The sequence below is a fragment of the Pedobacter folensis genome (genome assembly GCF_056490665.1).
Genome location: NZ_JBWJIF010000002.1, coordinates 945872 through 959151, shown reverse-complemented (window position 1 = coordinate 959151; position 13280 = coordinate 945872). Strand labels below are relative to the sequence as shown.

At 39.2% G+C, this 13280-nt stretch carries 14 protein-coding genes; all 14 read right to left on the bottom strand.

Annotation, left to right across the window (positions count from 1 at the left end; translation table 11 throughout):
* Positions 1 to 30 precede the first annotated feature (30 nt).
* The 14 genes from AC04QZ_RS12715 to AC04QZ_RS12650 all read right to left on the bottom strand — a co-directional run bounded on the left by AC04QZ_RS12715 (position 31) and on the right by AC04QZ_RS12650 (position 13237).
* Positions 31 to 1401: an NADH-quinone oxidoreductase subunit N gene (locus AC04QZ_RS12715; protein ID WP_478358048.1), complete on the bottom strand. Its 1371-nt coding sequence runs from the start codon at positions 1399 to 1401 to the stop codon at positions 31 to 33.
* Between the two features lie 3 nt (positions 1402 to 1404).
* On the bottom strand, positions 1405 to 2868 hold the full coding sequence (locus AC04QZ_RS12710; protein WP_478358047.1) for a complex I subunit 4 family protein: 1464 nt from the start codon (positions 2866 to 2868) through the stop codon (positions 1405 to 1407).
* 20 nt (positions 2869 to 2888) lie between these two features.
* Positions 2889 to 4793: an NADH-quinone oxidoreductase subunit L gene (gene nuoL, locus AC04QZ_RS12705; protein WP_478358046.1), complete on the bottom strand. Its 1905-nt coding sequence runs from the start codon at positions 4791 to 4793 to the stop codon at positions 2889 to 2891.
* A 13-nt stretch (positions 4794 to 4806) separates the two neighbouring features.
* Complete coding sequence (nuoK, locus tag AC04QZ_RS12700; protein WP_086548877.1) at positions 4807 to 5136, bottom strand: NADH-quinone oxidoreductase subunit NuoK; 330 nt, start codon at positions 5134 to 5136, stop codon at positions 4807 to 4809.
* Positions 5136 to 5639, bottom strand: a complete 504-nt coding sequence (locus AC04QZ_RS12695) for an NADH-quinone oxidoreductase subunit J family protein (protein WP_478358045.1) — start codon at positions 5637 to 5639, stop codon at positions 5136 to 5138. Before AC04QZ_RS12695 ends, nuoK begins: the two co-directional genes overlap by 1 nt.
* Before the next feature lie 160 nt (positions 5640 to 5799).
* Positions 5800 to 6303: a NuoI/complex I 23 kDa subunit family protein gene (locus AC04QZ_RS12690; RefSeq protein WP_047800899.1), complete on the bottom strand. Its 504-nt coding sequence runs from the start codon at positions 6301 to 6303 to the stop codon at positions 5800 to 5802.
* Between the two features lie 2 nt (positions 6304 to 6305).
* Positions 6306 to 7343: an NADH-quinone oxidoreductase subunit NuoH gene (gene nuoH, locus AC04QZ_RS12685; protein WP_478358044.1), complete on the bottom strand. Its 1038-nt coding sequence runs from the start codon at positions 7341 to 7343 to the stop codon at positions 6306 to 6308.
* On the bottom strand, positions 7343 to 8353 hold the full coding sequence (locus AC04QZ_RS12680; RefSeq protein WP_029274750.1) for an NADH-quinone oxidoreductase subunit G: 1011 nt from the start codon (positions 8351 to 8353) through the stop codon (positions 7343 to 7345). Before AC04QZ_RS12680 ends, nuoH begins: the two co-directional genes overlap by 1 nt.
* Positions 8354 to 8425: 72 nt before the next feature.
* Complete coding sequence (locus tag AC04QZ_RS12675; protein WP_478358043.1) at positions 8426 to 8965, bottom strand: ORF6N domain-containing protein; 540 nt, start codon at positions 8963 to 8965, stop codon at positions 8426 to 8428.
* A 60-nt stretch (positions 8966 to 9025) separates the two neighbouring features.
* Positions 9026 to 10393, bottom strand: a complete 1368-nt coding sequence (gene nuoF, locus AC04QZ_RS12670; protein WP_029274753.1) for an NADH-quinone oxidoreductase subunit NuoF — start codon at positions 10391 to 10393, stop codon at positions 9026 to 9028.
* A gap of 75 nt (positions 10394 to 10468) precedes the next feature.
* Positions 10469 to 10984 carry an NADH-quinone oxidoreductase subunit NuoE family protein gene (locus tag AC04QZ_RS12665; protein WP_086548873.1) on the bottom strand — a complete coding sequence of 172 codons (516 nt, stop codon included), beginning with the start codon at positions 10982 to 10984 and terminating at the stop codon, positions 10469 to 10471.
* Complete coding sequence (locus AC04QZ_RS12660) at positions 10977 to 12191, bottom strand: NADH-quinone oxidoreductase subunit D (RefSeq protein WP_057931425.1); 1215 nt, start codon at positions 12189 to 12191, stop codon at positions 10977 to 10979. The genes AC04QZ_RS12665 and AC04QZ_RS12660 overlap by 8 nt, the downstream gene beginning before the upstream one ends.
* Positions 12192 to 12194: 3 nt before the next feature.
* Positions 12195 to 12695: an NADH-quinone oxidoreductase subunit C gene (locus AC04QZ_RS12655; RefSeq protein ID WP_478358042.1), complete on the bottom strand. Its 501-nt coding sequence runs from the start codon at positions 12693 to 12695 to the stop codon at positions 12195 to 12197.
* On the bottom strand, positions 12695 to 13237 hold the full coding sequence (locus tag AC04QZ_RS12650) for an NADH-quinone oxidoreductase subunit B (protein ID WP_057931427.1): 543 nt from the start codon (positions 13235 to 13237) through the stop codon (positions 12695 to 12697). Before AC04QZ_RS12650 ends, AC04QZ_RS12655 begins: the two co-directional genes overlap by 1 nt.
* Positions 13238 to 13280 lie beyond the last annotated feature (43 nt).

Below are 13280 nucleotides of genomic sequence, written 5' to 3'. Positions count from 1 at the left end.
ACTACAAATAATTATTAAACAACAGCATACCTATATCAGGTTTAAAATAATTGCAGGATAAATACCTAAAATTAGTGTAATTGCCACAGAAACCAATAATACAACTTTGTATTGTACTGGGGTTGAAAGCGCTGTTTCTGCGCCGTCTTTAAACCACATGGCCACAATTACTCTCAAATAATAATAGAAGCCAACCAATGCATTTAAAATCGCAAATGCAACCAGTAAGGTTTTATATTCGGTCATTACGTTCAGGAACATTAAATATTTCCCGATAAAACCAGCTGTTAACGGAATACCTGCTAATGAAAGCATGGCTACAGTTAAACATAATGCAACTAGCGGATTACGTTTAGCCAAACCATTAAAACTTTCGAAGCTATCGCTACCCGTTTTTTGTTTCACTAATATTAATACCGCAAAAGCGATAATTGATGCGAAGGTATAAGCTGCCGCATAAACCAATACGTTGTTTCCAGAGTTTTTGGTTAACACGATAAGCGAAAATAACAGGTAACCAGCATGCGAGATACTCGAGTAAGCCAGCATGCGTTTGAAGTTCTTCTGGAATAGCGCAGTTACGTTTCCGATGAATAAGGTTAAACACACAATCACCATCAGGGGTGCAACCCAAAAATCGTGAAGTGGAGCAAGTGCACCAGCAAATAATCTTAGGAAAGCAGCAAAACCTGCAGTTTTAACCACCGTACTCATGAAGGTGGTAATTAAAGATGGAGCACCTTCGTATACATCTGGAGTCCAGAAATGGAAAGGGGCAGCGCCAACCTTAAAGCTTAAACCAATCATCATCAGGATAACACCTGGATAAAATATTGGTGAAATGGCCTGACTATTTACCAGATAAGCCTGTATTTTGTCTAGATCAAATGACCCTGTAGCGCCATAAATCAAAGTGATACCAAATAATAAGAAGCCTGTTGAGAAAGCACCCATTAAGAAATACTTTAAGGAAGCTTCGTTAGAGGCAAAATCCTTTTTACGGATACCTGCCAAAATGTATAAACTCACCGACATGATTTCTAAGCCTACAAATAGCATGGCCATATTTTTATACGATACCATCATGATCATTCCAGCCAGTGCGAAAAGAATCAGGGTATAATATTCGGCTATGTTATCGCTTTTAGCGTGGAAATAGTTCTGTGTTAATAAAAAGATCAAAAGTGTACCGATAATACAGATTCCGGAAAACGCCAGGGCGAAATTATCCGTCTGCATCATGCCGAAATGAACAGCATTGCTATTCCATGCACAAAAAGTAAATCCCAGTGCAGTAAGTAAGCCAACAACGGTAAGTGGTAATAACGCTTTATTTGCCTTAAACAAACCTGCATAAAGCACTATAAAAGCTGTTATACTAATGGTTATAATAATATTCATTGCTTAATTTACTGTGTTTAATTTTTGATTTACCTGTTCTAATAAATGTTGTACAGATGCCTCTGTTAAATGCAAAACCGGTTTTGGATAAATGCCCAAAACAATAATTAATGCACATATAGTATAAAGAACCAATTTTTCAGTTCCTTTAATATCGGTGAAGGTGATGGTTAAGCTGTTGGTTTCGCCGAGCATTACATTTTGGTACATGCGTAACATATAAACTGCACCAAAAATAATGGTTAAACCTGCGATAGCTGCAGCCCAAATGCCGTAGTTGTAAACGCCCATCAGCAATAAAAATTCGCCAATAAATCCGTTTGTTCCCGGCAGTGCTACAGTGCCTAATACAATGATCAGAAAAGTAAGGGCTAACTGAGGTGCTACTTTAGCAATTCCGCCCAACTCTTCAATTTTATTTGTTTTAACACGAGAAAAGATAATATCTAAAACGAAGAATAAACCTACTACGTTAATACCGTGACTCAACATCTGCACCATTGCACCTTGCATCCCCTGCTGGTTGAAAGCAAAGATACCCGCTGATATTAATCCAACGTGGGCGATAGATGAATAAGCGACCAAACGTTTTGCATCTTTTTGTGTAAAAGCAATTATCGAAGCATAAACGATACCGATGATAGACAAAACAATCGCTACTTGTCCCCAATCGTGAACGCCTGCGGGAACAATTGGCAACAACCACCTAATTACACCATAGATACCCATTTTTAACATGATACCTGATAATAACATCGTTCCCTGTGTAGGAGCCGCGGTGTATGTATCAGGCTGCCAGGTATGGAAAGGAAAAATTGGCATCTTAATGGCAAAGGCAATAAAGAAAGCCCAGAAAATCCATCCCTGTTGTGCACTATCTAAGTTTAAAGCGTAAAAAGCCTGAATATCAAAATTGTGTGCCGGGTTTTGAAGGTATAGGTAAATAATACCCATCAACATAAATAACGAACCTGCAATGGTATACACGAAAAATTTCATGTTGATACTTATGCGGTCTTTTCCTCCCCAGATGGCACAGATAAAATAGATTGGAATTAATGCCGCTTCCCATCCGATATAAAACAAGAACGCATCTAATGCCGTAAACACCAATAACAGGCCACATTGCATAAATAAAATCAAGGCATAAAATGCAGCCGGATTTTTATACTCGTGATTGTAGCTCGATAAAATAATGATCGGCACCAATAAATTAGTTAGCAATACCACAAGCATGCTAATGCCATCGATACCAGCGTGGAAATTGATACCCAAATTTGCAATCCATGGCAAATTAACCTCAAACTGGGTACTTGCATTTGGAATGAAATTACAGGCGATAACCAAAGCTAAACCTAAAGAAACAACCGAAAATACGGTCGAAACTATTTTAGCCGATTTACCCGCAAATGCAGTAACGATTGCACCTACAAGCGGAAGAAATATAAGTAGTAAAAGTTGTTCCATTATTTAATTTTGAACCCTTTTTATAATATGTAACTAAATGTATATAATAGTAATGCGATGATACCGAATACCATCATAAATATATAGAAACCTACGTTTCCACTTTGCAACAAACGGATGCCTTTACTGGCTTCGTTTGTGCTCCATCCCAGTCCGTTCACAATTCCATCAATAAACTTGTTATCGATAATCCTGTAAAAGAATTTCGAAAGTGCATCTAATGGCTTAGTGATCAGTAAATCGTAAATCTCATCCAAATAGAATTTATTGTATGATAATTTTGCCAATGCCGAACGCGGCGCTTCATCAGCAACCGGAACATGTGCACCTTTTACATATCGGGTATAAGCATATAGTAAAGCAATTACCGCGGCGGCTACCGAAACGCCCATTAAAGTATATTCTGTAGCATGGCTTAGATCTAATTCATGTTGTGCAACACCTGCTCCTGCTAACCAATGTGCCAGCCACTCGTTTCCACCAAAAACGTGCGGAAGATTGATTGCTCCACCAATTGCAGCAAGAATAGCTAAAATGATTAACGGTAAAGTCATCGCTGTTGGCGATTCGTGGATGTGGCTTTCTGCATGGTGTGTACCACGGTATTTTCCGTAGAAAGTCAGGAACATCATCCTGAACATATAGAATGCCGTTAAGAATGCGGTTAAAACTCCGATTCCCCAAAGTATTGGACTAGCCTGGAAAGCGTGTGCCAAAATTTCGTCCTTCGAGAAGAAACCAGAGAATGGTGGTAAACCTGCAATAGCAATCGTACCGATCATCATGGTGGCAAAAGTAGTTTTAAGTTTTCCTTTCAATCCACCCATGTGGCGCATATCCTGCTCATGGTGCATGGCATGAATAACTGAACCTGCCCCTAAGAATAATAATGCTTTAAAGAATGCATGCGTTAAAACATGGAAGAATGAACCTGTATAAGCGCCAACGCCCAGACCTAAAAACATATATCCCAATTGAGATACGGTTGAATAAGCCAATACCTTTTTAATATCAGTCTGTGTTAAGGCAATAATTGCAGCAACTAATGCTGTAGCTGCACCGACAATAGCAATAATGTGCTGGGTAAGCGGTGCAAGATCGAACAATATGCTCGAGCGGGCAATCATATAAATACCAGCAGTTACCATCGTTGCGGCGTGGATCAAAGCCGAAACTGGTGTTGGTCCGGCCATTGCATCTGGTAACCAGGTAAATAATGGCAACTGTGCCGATTTACCGCAGGCACCAATAAATAATAAAATGGTGATTAAAACCAAAGTATCATTACCTGGCAACATATTCGCAGCCTGAGGGAAAACTTTAGCAAACTCTACACTACCAAAAGTGGTGAAGATTAAGAATACCCCTAATAAAAAGCCTAAATCGCCGATACGGTTCATTACGAAAGCTTTTTTAGCAGCTGATGCATAAGCGCTGTTTGTATACCAGAAACCGATTAACAGGTAAGAGCATAAACCTACACCCTCCCAACCGATAAACATCACGATGTAGTTTGAACCCAATACCAATAAAAGCATGAAGAATACAAATAGGTTCAGGTAAGCGAAAAATTTACCGAATCCCGCATCATCATGCATGTAGCTGGTCGAATATAAATGGATCAGGAAACCGATTCCGGTGATAATCAAAAGCATGATTGAGCTTAAAGGATCAACCAGGAAAGATAATGGAATGTGTAAAGTACCCGCGCTAATCCAATCAAATAAAAATACTTCGTGAGATTTTTGTGTATCGCCTTGTAAACTAAAGAAAATAACTACGCTGATGATAAAGGAGGCTAAAATCACGCCGCTTCCGATGATACCAACAAGTCCTTTAGATAAAGAGTTTCTGCCCAGTCCATTAATTACAAACCCTAAAAAAGGAAGTAACGGAACCAACCAAATCAATTGTTCTATTGTCATTCTTATTATATATTTACCACTTAAGGCGATTTAAAACATTAATATCTACTGATTTCGTATTCCGGTAAACCATTACAATAATTGCCAGGCCTACTGCAACTTCTGCAGCTGCCAAAGCCATAATGAAGAATACGAAAACCTGCCCTGATGGGTCATTATTATGAACTGAAAATGCTGTTAAAAGTAAGTTAACCGCATTAAGCATCAGCTCAACCGACATAAAAATTACAATGGCATTTCTGCGTGTAAGTACACCTACTACGCCAATAGAAAAAATAATGGCACTTAAATAGATGTAATGGTTTAGCGGAACGCCTGCTGCTTGTGTGAATAAATTTTCCATTATGCTTCTACCTCATCTCTTTTAGATAATAAAACGGCTCCAACCATTGCTGCCAATAGTAATAGAGATGACAATTCGAATGGTAATAAGAATGGGCCAAAAAGCTCCTTACCCAGATTTTCTACTAATCCTAATCCTGGATTTTTCAAAATCAAAGGACTGGTAATACTGGCTGATTTTAAAGAACCAATTAAGGTTACAACTAAACAACCGCCGGCAATTACACCCACGATTTTGATCAGCGGCGATTTACTCGGTTCGGTTTCTTTGTTCAGGTTAAGCAGCATCAGTACAAAAAGGAACAAAACCATTATCGCCCCCATGTAAACAATAAAGTTTACCACCGCTAAAAACTGTGCATTTAATAACACATAGTGCACGGTGAAGGTAAAAAAGGTAAGGATTAAGTACAATACACTGTGGATCGGATTTTTTGCAAAAATCACCATCAGCGAAAAGACGATACTTAATGTGGCTACGAAATAGAATACTTGTGTACTCATTAATTGTTTATTTATTTATTTGTTTTTACCATCATTACGGTGGTACTGTTATCCCAATTATTGGGAGGGCAATTTTATTTATGTCTTCGTCATCCTGAATTTATTTCAGGATCTGGCTTGATAGATACTGAAATGAGTTCAGCATGACGATTCTATCTTATTATTTTTTCATTTCCAATGGCGCCTCTACCAGCTTGTCTTTTCCGTAAATGAAATCTTTACGTAAATAATCAGCAGGTACAATCGGTCCATCTAAGTAAATTGCTTCTTTTGGGCAAGCCTCTTCACACAATCCACAGAAAATGCAGCGCAACATATTGATTTCGTAAGTTGCAGCATATTTTTCTTCGCGGTATAAATCTTTCTCCTCAGGTTTACGCTCTGCAGCAATCATGGTAATGGCTTCAGCCGGACAAGACAGAGCACATAAACCGCAGGCAGTACAACGCTCTTTACCATTCTCATCACGTTTTAGCGAGTGCATCCCCCTAAAGTTGGTGGAGAATTCGCGTTCTACCTCAGGATATCTTACAGTAGCCTCTTTCTTAAATAAGTGACTGATGGTGATGCCCATGCCCTTGGCAATTGCCGGCAGGTACATCCGCTCCATAAAGCTCAATGGCTTTTGTTCCAGTACTTTTTTCTTATTACTTAATGATTCCATAATTAAAACTTCTCAATAATCGCAATCACAACACCTGTTATTATAATATTGGCAATAGCCAAAGGTATTAAACCTTTCCAACCTAAATTCATCAATTGATCGTAACGGAAACGAGGGATGGTCCAACGTACCCACATAAAGAAAAAGATGAAAGCACATATTTTACCGAAGAAAACTGCTGTACCAAAAAGCGGTGCCCAGGTTGGCCCTAACCATATAGCCATTGAGTCCATACCAGGATAATTATAACCGCCCCAGTATAAAGCCGCCATTACCGCAGATGATACGAACATATTGATATACTCTGCAAACAGGTAAAATCCTAATTTCATTGACGAATATTCAGTATGGTAACCACCAATTAATTCCGTTTCACATTCCGGTAAATCGAATGGTGCACGGTTGGTTTCGGCAAATGAACAAACCATAAAGATTAAAAATCCAAGTGGCTGATATAAGACATTCCATCTCCATCCATGTTGCTGATCAACGATTTCTTTTAAGCTTAGTGTATTTGTCATTAAAAGCAAAGCGATGATCGATAATCCCATTGCAATTTCATAACTGATGTTCTGAGAAGCTGCACGAATGGCACTTAACAAAGAGTATTTATTGTTCGAAGCCCAACCACCAATCATCACACCATAAACACCTAAAGATACTACGCCGAAAATGTATAAAACACCAACATTGATATCTGAAACCTGTAAAGGAATAGTTTTGCCGGCAATTAAAACAGGACTACCCCATGGAATAACGGCAGTACCGATACAAGCACAAAGCAAAGCCAGGCCCGGACCAGCGATAAATAAAAATCTGTTTGATGTTGTAGGAATAATTTCTTCCTTCATAAACATTTTGATACCATCAGCCAGTGGTTGTAAAATACCAAAGGGGCCAGCTCTATCTGGTCCTAAACGATCTTGTAAAAATGCAGCAACCTTGCGTTCTGCATAAGTAGAATACATGGCAATAACTAAACTGATGCCGAAAATTACAGCTACCAGGATAAATTTTTCTATAACAAAAGCGCTATCCATTAGTATTTAACTGTTTTATGTAATTCAATTTCATTTGCAGCTTGTAACGCCTCATTTGGCTGAATAACATGCAAAGGTTTTAATGTTTCGTAGTGGTTTGATGCAATTACCGAAGTATCATCAATGTGTGTTGGGTGTTCAATTACCCAATCAGCAGTTGCTTTTTTATCGAAGCGACAAGTATTGCAAATAAATTCTTCTACTTCTCCAAACTGATCTTTACGTGCAGTAACACGTAAAACATCTGCTCCTTTATACCAAAGGGTTACTTTACCATTGCATTTTTCGTGATCGCAATCGCGGTGTGCATCAACTGGTTTGGTAAACCAAACACGGTTTTTAAAACGGAAAGTTTTATCGGTTAAAGCACCTACCGGGCAAACATCGATTACGTTTCCTGAGAAATCGTTATCAACCGCCTGGGTGATGTAAGTAGAAATTTCGGAGTGATCGCCACGGTTTAAAATACCATGTACACGTTTGTTGGTAATCTGATCTGCTGTGAAAACACAACGGTAGCACAAAATACAACGGTTCATGTGCAACTGGATTTTATCACCAATATCGATGCGCTCAAAAGTACGGCGCTCAAACTCATAACGTGTTTTTTGCAAACCATGTTCGTAGCCCAAATTCTGTAAATCGCACTCGCCTGCCTGATCGCAAACAGGGCAATCTAAAGGGTGGTTAATCAATAAGATCTCTACAACACCTGCACGTGCTTCCAAAACTTCTGGTGAAGTAATGTTAAGCACTTCCATCCCATCCATTACGGTTGTGCGGCAAGAAGCCACCAACTTAGGCATTGGCCGAGGATCTTTCTCTGAACCTTTAGTCACTTTTACAATACAGGTACGGCATTTACCGCCACTGCCTTGTAATTTAGAATAATAGCACATTGCTGGCGGAACAATATCCCCTCCGATTTGCCTTGCAGCATTCAGAATGGTTGTTCCGTTATCAACCTCTACTGTTATCCCATCTATCGTAACCTTAACTTTTTCACTCATGGTTAATGATATTCTTTTTATTTTTTCTACTTCCACCATCATTGCGAGGCAAGAAGCAATCTTTTTTATTTATTATTTCTCTTTCGAGATTTTGTAGCCAATTTGCTTTCTTGGCTGTGCTTTCTGCTCCAATAGTTCATCAAAATATCTGAAGATCACTTCAATGTTTTTATCTTGATTATCGACCTTCTTTTTAATCTTTTCTAATTCCAGCCTTATTTCTGTATTGCTTAAAACCATCGTTCTAAGTTGTACAAACACATCAATAATTTTAATACTTACTTCTACTGCCCTACTGCTTTTCAAAACGTTCGACAGTTGCAAAATACCATGTTCGCTAAATGCGAACGGAAGGTACTTTGAGTGTTGTCCATGTCTTAAGGTCACAAATTGTGACCTTAAGACATCGTTTTCTTCTTTTGTTAGCTCAAACATAAAGTGCTCCGGAAAACGCTCTATATTTCTTCTAACTTGTTGTTTTAACTTCTTAGTCTCAACGCCAAAGAGGTCTGCCAAATCAGAATCTAACATCACCTTAACTCCTCTAAAAAGATATATTTTATTAACTATTACTTCGTTGGGGATGATTTCGGGTGATATCGGTTCTTTCATTTACATATACTCATTGTGTTAAGTTATTTTTCTAAGGTCGCAAAATGTGACCTTAAGATTTTATTTCTCTTCTGTTACCGGAGCTTTTTCAATCGGTGTTGCATAATTTGCGATACCGTAATTTTGGCTCTGGCTCTTAACAGGTTCTTTAATGTGCCATTCAAATTCATCCCTGAAGTGACGGATGGCACTGGCTACCGGCCAGGCTGCTGCATCACCCAACGGACAGATGGTATTCCCTTCAATTTTACGTTGAATATCCCACAATAAATCAACATCTTCCATGCTGCCATGACCATGTTCGATTTTATGTAGCACTTTTTCCATCCATCCAGTACCTTCACGACAAGGTGAACACTGTCCACAGCTTTCGTGGTGATAAAAACGTGAAAAATTCCATGTATTTCTAACGATACACTGATCTTCATCAAAGGCAATAAAACCGCCTGAACCCATCATGGTTCCTGTAGCAAATCCACCTTCTGATAACGATTCGTAACTCATTAAACGAGGCTCGCCGTTAGCATATTTCAAGGTTAAATTAGCAGGCAAAATAGGCACAGATGATCCACCCGCAACCGTTGCCTTTAATCGTTTACCATTGGCAATACCGCCACAATACTCATCAGAATAGATGAATTCTTCTACCGGTAAACCCAATTCGATTTCATAAACACCTGGTTTTACTAAATTACCAGATGCCGATATTAATTTTGTGCCTGTACTTCTACCGATACCAATTTTTGCATATTCATCGCCACCATCGTTGATAATCGGTACCACTGCAGCAATCGATTCAACATTGTTCACCACTGTAGGGCAACCATATAAACCTGCAATTGCCGGAAATGGTGGTTTAATACGTGGGTTACCTCTTTTGCCTTCGAGCGATTCTAACAAAGCAGTTTCTTCGCCACAAATGTAAGCACCACCACCTGGCTGAACATATAATTCTAAATCGTAACCAGTTCCTAAAATGTTTTTACCCAACCATCCGGCTGCTTTAGCTTCAGCAATTGCTTTTTCTAAAATGCGGATCTGAGGCATCATCTCGCCACGTACATAGATGTAAGAAACCTTGGCACCTAATGCGAAACTTGATACAATCATTCCCTCAATTAAAGCATGGGGAATGTAGGTCATTAAATAACGGTCTTTAAAAGTTCCAGGCTCAGATTCATCAGCATTACATACCAAATAACGTGCAACACCTTCTGGTTTAGCTAAAAAGCTCCATTTCATCCCGGTTGGGAAACCCGCACCTCCGCGACCGCGTAAGCCTGATTTCTTAACTTCTTCAACAATCTCTTCAGGCGTTAAAGTTTTAAGGGCTTTTTCCACAGCACGGTACCCGCCTTTTTGGCGATAGACCTCAAGTGTATTGATGCCTGGTACGTTTATATGCTCAAGTAACAGTTTTCGAGACATTTTAATTAGTCTATAGTCTATAGTCTGTAGTCCATAGTCATGAGTCAAAACGACTCTCGACTTAAGACTTTCGACTTAGGACTTATTTTTCAAATCTTCAATCAATTTATCTACACTGGCTTCGGTAAGGTTTTCGTAGAAAGTATATTCCGGACTTATTTGCAATACCGGGCCAAAACCACAGGCGGCTAAACATTCAACGCCTCTAAAGCTGAATAAACCATCAGCAGTAACTTCACCTTCCTTAACACCTAACTTGTTTTCCAAGTGGCTTAATATTTTTTCGGCACCAACCAGACAACAAGGACCAGTACGACAAACCTCTAAGGCATATTTACCTTGTGGTTTTAAAAAGTACATGGTATAAAATGTTGCGACCTCATAAACTTCAATTGGCTGAATATTTAAATATTCGGCTACTTTATCCATGGCTGGTGTACTCACCCAAAGGTATTCGGCCTGTACCAAGTGTAATAATGGCAACAAAGCTGATTTGTGCTTACCTTCAGGATAACGGCTTTTTACCTCATCAAATTTGGCCAGCAATTCTGATGAAAACACTACAGGTGTTTGTTCTTCTACTTTAAGCATCTAATTCTCCTGCAATAATATTCATACTACTCATGTTGATAATGGCATCAGACAATAACATGCCCTCGCTCATTGGTGCAAACATCTGGTAGTTTATAAAACTTGGTCTGCGGAAGTGTAAACGATATGGTGTACGGCCTCCATCATTAATCAGATAGAATCCTAATTCACCATTTCCGCCTTCTACAGCGTGATAAACTTCTGCTTTTGGTGCATCAATCTCACCCATCACAATTTTAAAGTGATAGATCAATGCTTCCATATTGTTGTAAACTTCTTGTTTTGGAGGAAGATAAAATTCAGGAACATCGGCATGGAAAATACCTTTTGGTTCTGTTTTTAACTTCACCAGCGCTTGTTCGATAATGCGAACACTTTGCCACATTTCTTCGTTACGCACTAAATATCTGTCGTAAATATCGCCGCTTGTACCAACGGGCACTTCAAAGTCGAAATCCTGATAAGAAGAATATGGATCACTTACACGAACATCATAATCTACACCGGTAGCACGCAATAACGGGCCGGTCCAGCTGTATTCTAAAGCAGTTTCCTTTGTTACTTCTGCAACACCAGCCGTTCTATCAATAAAAATACGGTTACGTGTTAACAGATTTTCAAACTCTTTTAACGCTTTAGGGAATTCTTTTAAAAACTTATCAATTTTGGCAAAGGCAATATCATTGAAATCTCTTTCGAAACCACCAATACGGCCAATATTTGTGGTTAAACGTGCGCCACAAACTTCTTCGAAGATTTCGTAAATGTGCTCACGAAACTGAAAAAGATATAAGAAAGTGGTGGTTGCTCCGGTATCCTGACCAATAATCGTGTTACAGATAATGTGATCGGCAATACGCGAAAGTTCCATGATGATTACCCGAAGATAATCTACACGTTTCGGCATCTGAATATTTAACAACTTCTCAACCGTCATATGCCAGCCCATGTTGTTAATAGGCGATGAGCAATAGTTTAAACGGTCGGTAAGTGGTGTAATTTGATAGAACGGGCGATGTTCGGCAATCTTTTCGAATGCACGGTGAATGTACCCAATGGTAGAAACGCCGCTTACAATACGTTCGCCATCTAATTGCAAAACGTTTTGAAAAACGCCGTGTGTTGCAGGGTGTGTTGGGCCTAAATTTAGGGTTACCAGCTCACTTTGCGGGTCGTTATCTGTAAATACCGGATGGTTATGATTCATAGTTTACCTTCCAAAAAATTCGTCTTTTTTATCTACTCTGTTCGGATCTTCCAATGGATATTGTTTCAACATTGGGTGAACACCTAAATCGTCCATATTTAAAATACGGCGTAAATCCGGGTGACCTTCAAATTTAACCCCGAAAAGATCATAAGTTTCGCGTTCCATCCAGTTGGCACCTTTCCAAACGGTTGTTGCCGTAGGGATAGTTGGATTTTGTTCTGAGATGAAAACCTTAATCCTAATCCTAACTTTCTCCACCATGTTGTGCAAATGGTAAACCACTGCAATACCATGATCTTTACCAGGATAATGAACTGCGGTAATATCGGTTAAGAAATTAAAACTTAAATCGTTTTTAAGGAACGATAATACATTGATGATAAAATCTTTGGTGGTTGCAAAAGTCAATAAACCATAAGGTTCAGAAACTCCGGTTACCTTTTCGCCAAACTTATCGCTAAGCTTTGCCAGAATATTATTATTTAGCGTCGTTTCTTCCATTATTTAATGCCGTATTGACCTAAAAGTTCTTTGTAATAATCAGAATTTCTTCTTCTACCCGATTCACTTTTCACTAAATCCTGAATACGCTGGAAACCATCTAAAATAGCTTCAGGTCTTGGCGGGCAACCCGGAACGTAAACATCCACAGGAATAACCTCATCAATACCTTGCAATACGGAATAAGTATCGAAAATACCACCACTGCTTGCGCAAGCACCAACTGCCATCACCCAACGTGGCTCTGCCATTTGGATATAAACCTGTTTTAATACCGGGGCCATCTTTTTAGCGATGGTACCCATAACCATTAAAACATCTGCCTGACGTGGAGAAAAGCTTAAGCGTTCGGCACCGAAACGACCTAAATCGTAGTGAGAACCCATGGTTGCCATAAACTCGATTCCACAACAAGAGGTTGCGAAAGGTAAAGGCCATAATGAATTTGAGCGGGCCAAACCAATCACTTTATCAAGAGAAGTGGCAAAAAAGCCAGATCCTTCTATTCCTGGAGGCGCATCAACTATATTAATTTCACTCATGTTTATAAACAAAAAATGCTCATCCCTTTGCAGAATGAGCAAC

What these genes read in the sequence shown, in the direction of transcription:
- AC04QZ_RS12660 (WP_057931425.1), bottom strand. Translation starts at nt 12,191, where the DNA reads ATGAATCATAACCATCCGGTATTTACAGATAACGACCCGCAAAGTGAG.
- AC04QZ_RS12690 (WP_047800899.1), bottom strand. Translation starts at nt 6,303, where the DNA reads ATGGAATCATTAAGTAATAAGAAAAAAGTACTGGAACAAAAGCCATTG.
- AC04QZ_RS12655 (WP_478358042.1), bottom strand. Translation starts at nt 12,695, where the DNA reads ATGGAAGAAACGACGCTAAATAATAATATTCTGGCAAAGCTTAGCGAT.
- nuoF (WP_029274753.1), bottom strand. Translation starts at nt 10,393, where the DNA reads ATGTCTCGAAAACTGTTACTTGAGCATATAAACGTACCAGGCATCAAT.
- AC04QZ_RS12710 (WP_478358047.1), bottom strand. Translation starts at nt 2,868, where the DNA reads ATGGAACAACTTTTACTACTTATATTTCTTCCGCTTGTAGGTGCAATC.
- nuoL (WP_478358046.1), bottom strand. Translation starts at nt 4,793, where the DNA reads ATGACAATAGAACAATTGATTTGGTTGGTTCCGTTACTTCCTTTTTTA.
- AC04QZ_RS12675 (WP_478358043.1), bottom strand. Translation starts at nt 8,965, where the DNA reads ATGAAAGAACCGATATCACCCGAAATCATCCCCAACGAAGTAATAGTT.
- AC04QZ_RS12715 (WP_478358048.1), bottom strand. Translation starts at nt 1,401, where the DNA reads ATGAATATTATTATAACCATTAGTATAACAGCTTTTATAGTGCTTTAT.
- nuoH (WP_478358044.1), bottom strand. Translation starts at nt 7,343, where the DNA reads ATGGATAGCGCTTTTGTTATAGAAAAATTTATCCTGGTAGCTGTAATT.
- AC04QZ_RS12650 (WP_057931427.1), bottom strand. Translation starts at nt 13,237, where the DNA reads ATGAGTGAAATTAATATAGTTGATGCGCCTCCAGGAATAGAAGGATCT.
- AC04QZ_RS12695 (WP_478358045.1), bottom strand. Translation starts at nt 5,639, where the DNA reads ATGAGTACACAAGTATTCTATTTCGTAGCCACATTAAGTATCGTCTTT.
- nuoK (WP_086548877.1), bottom strand. Translation starts at nt 5,136, where the DNA reads ATGGAAAATTTATTCACACAAGCAGCAGGCGTTCCGCTAAACCATTAC.
- AC04QZ_RS12665 (WP_086548873.1), bottom strand. Translation starts at nt 10,984, where the DNA reads ATGCTTAAAGTAGAAGAACAAACACCTGTAGTGTTTTCATCAGAATTG.
- AC04QZ_RS12680 (WP_029274750.1), bottom strand. Translation starts at nt 8,353, where the DNA reads ATGAGTGAAAAAGTTAAGGTTACGATAGATGGGATAACAGTAGAGGTT.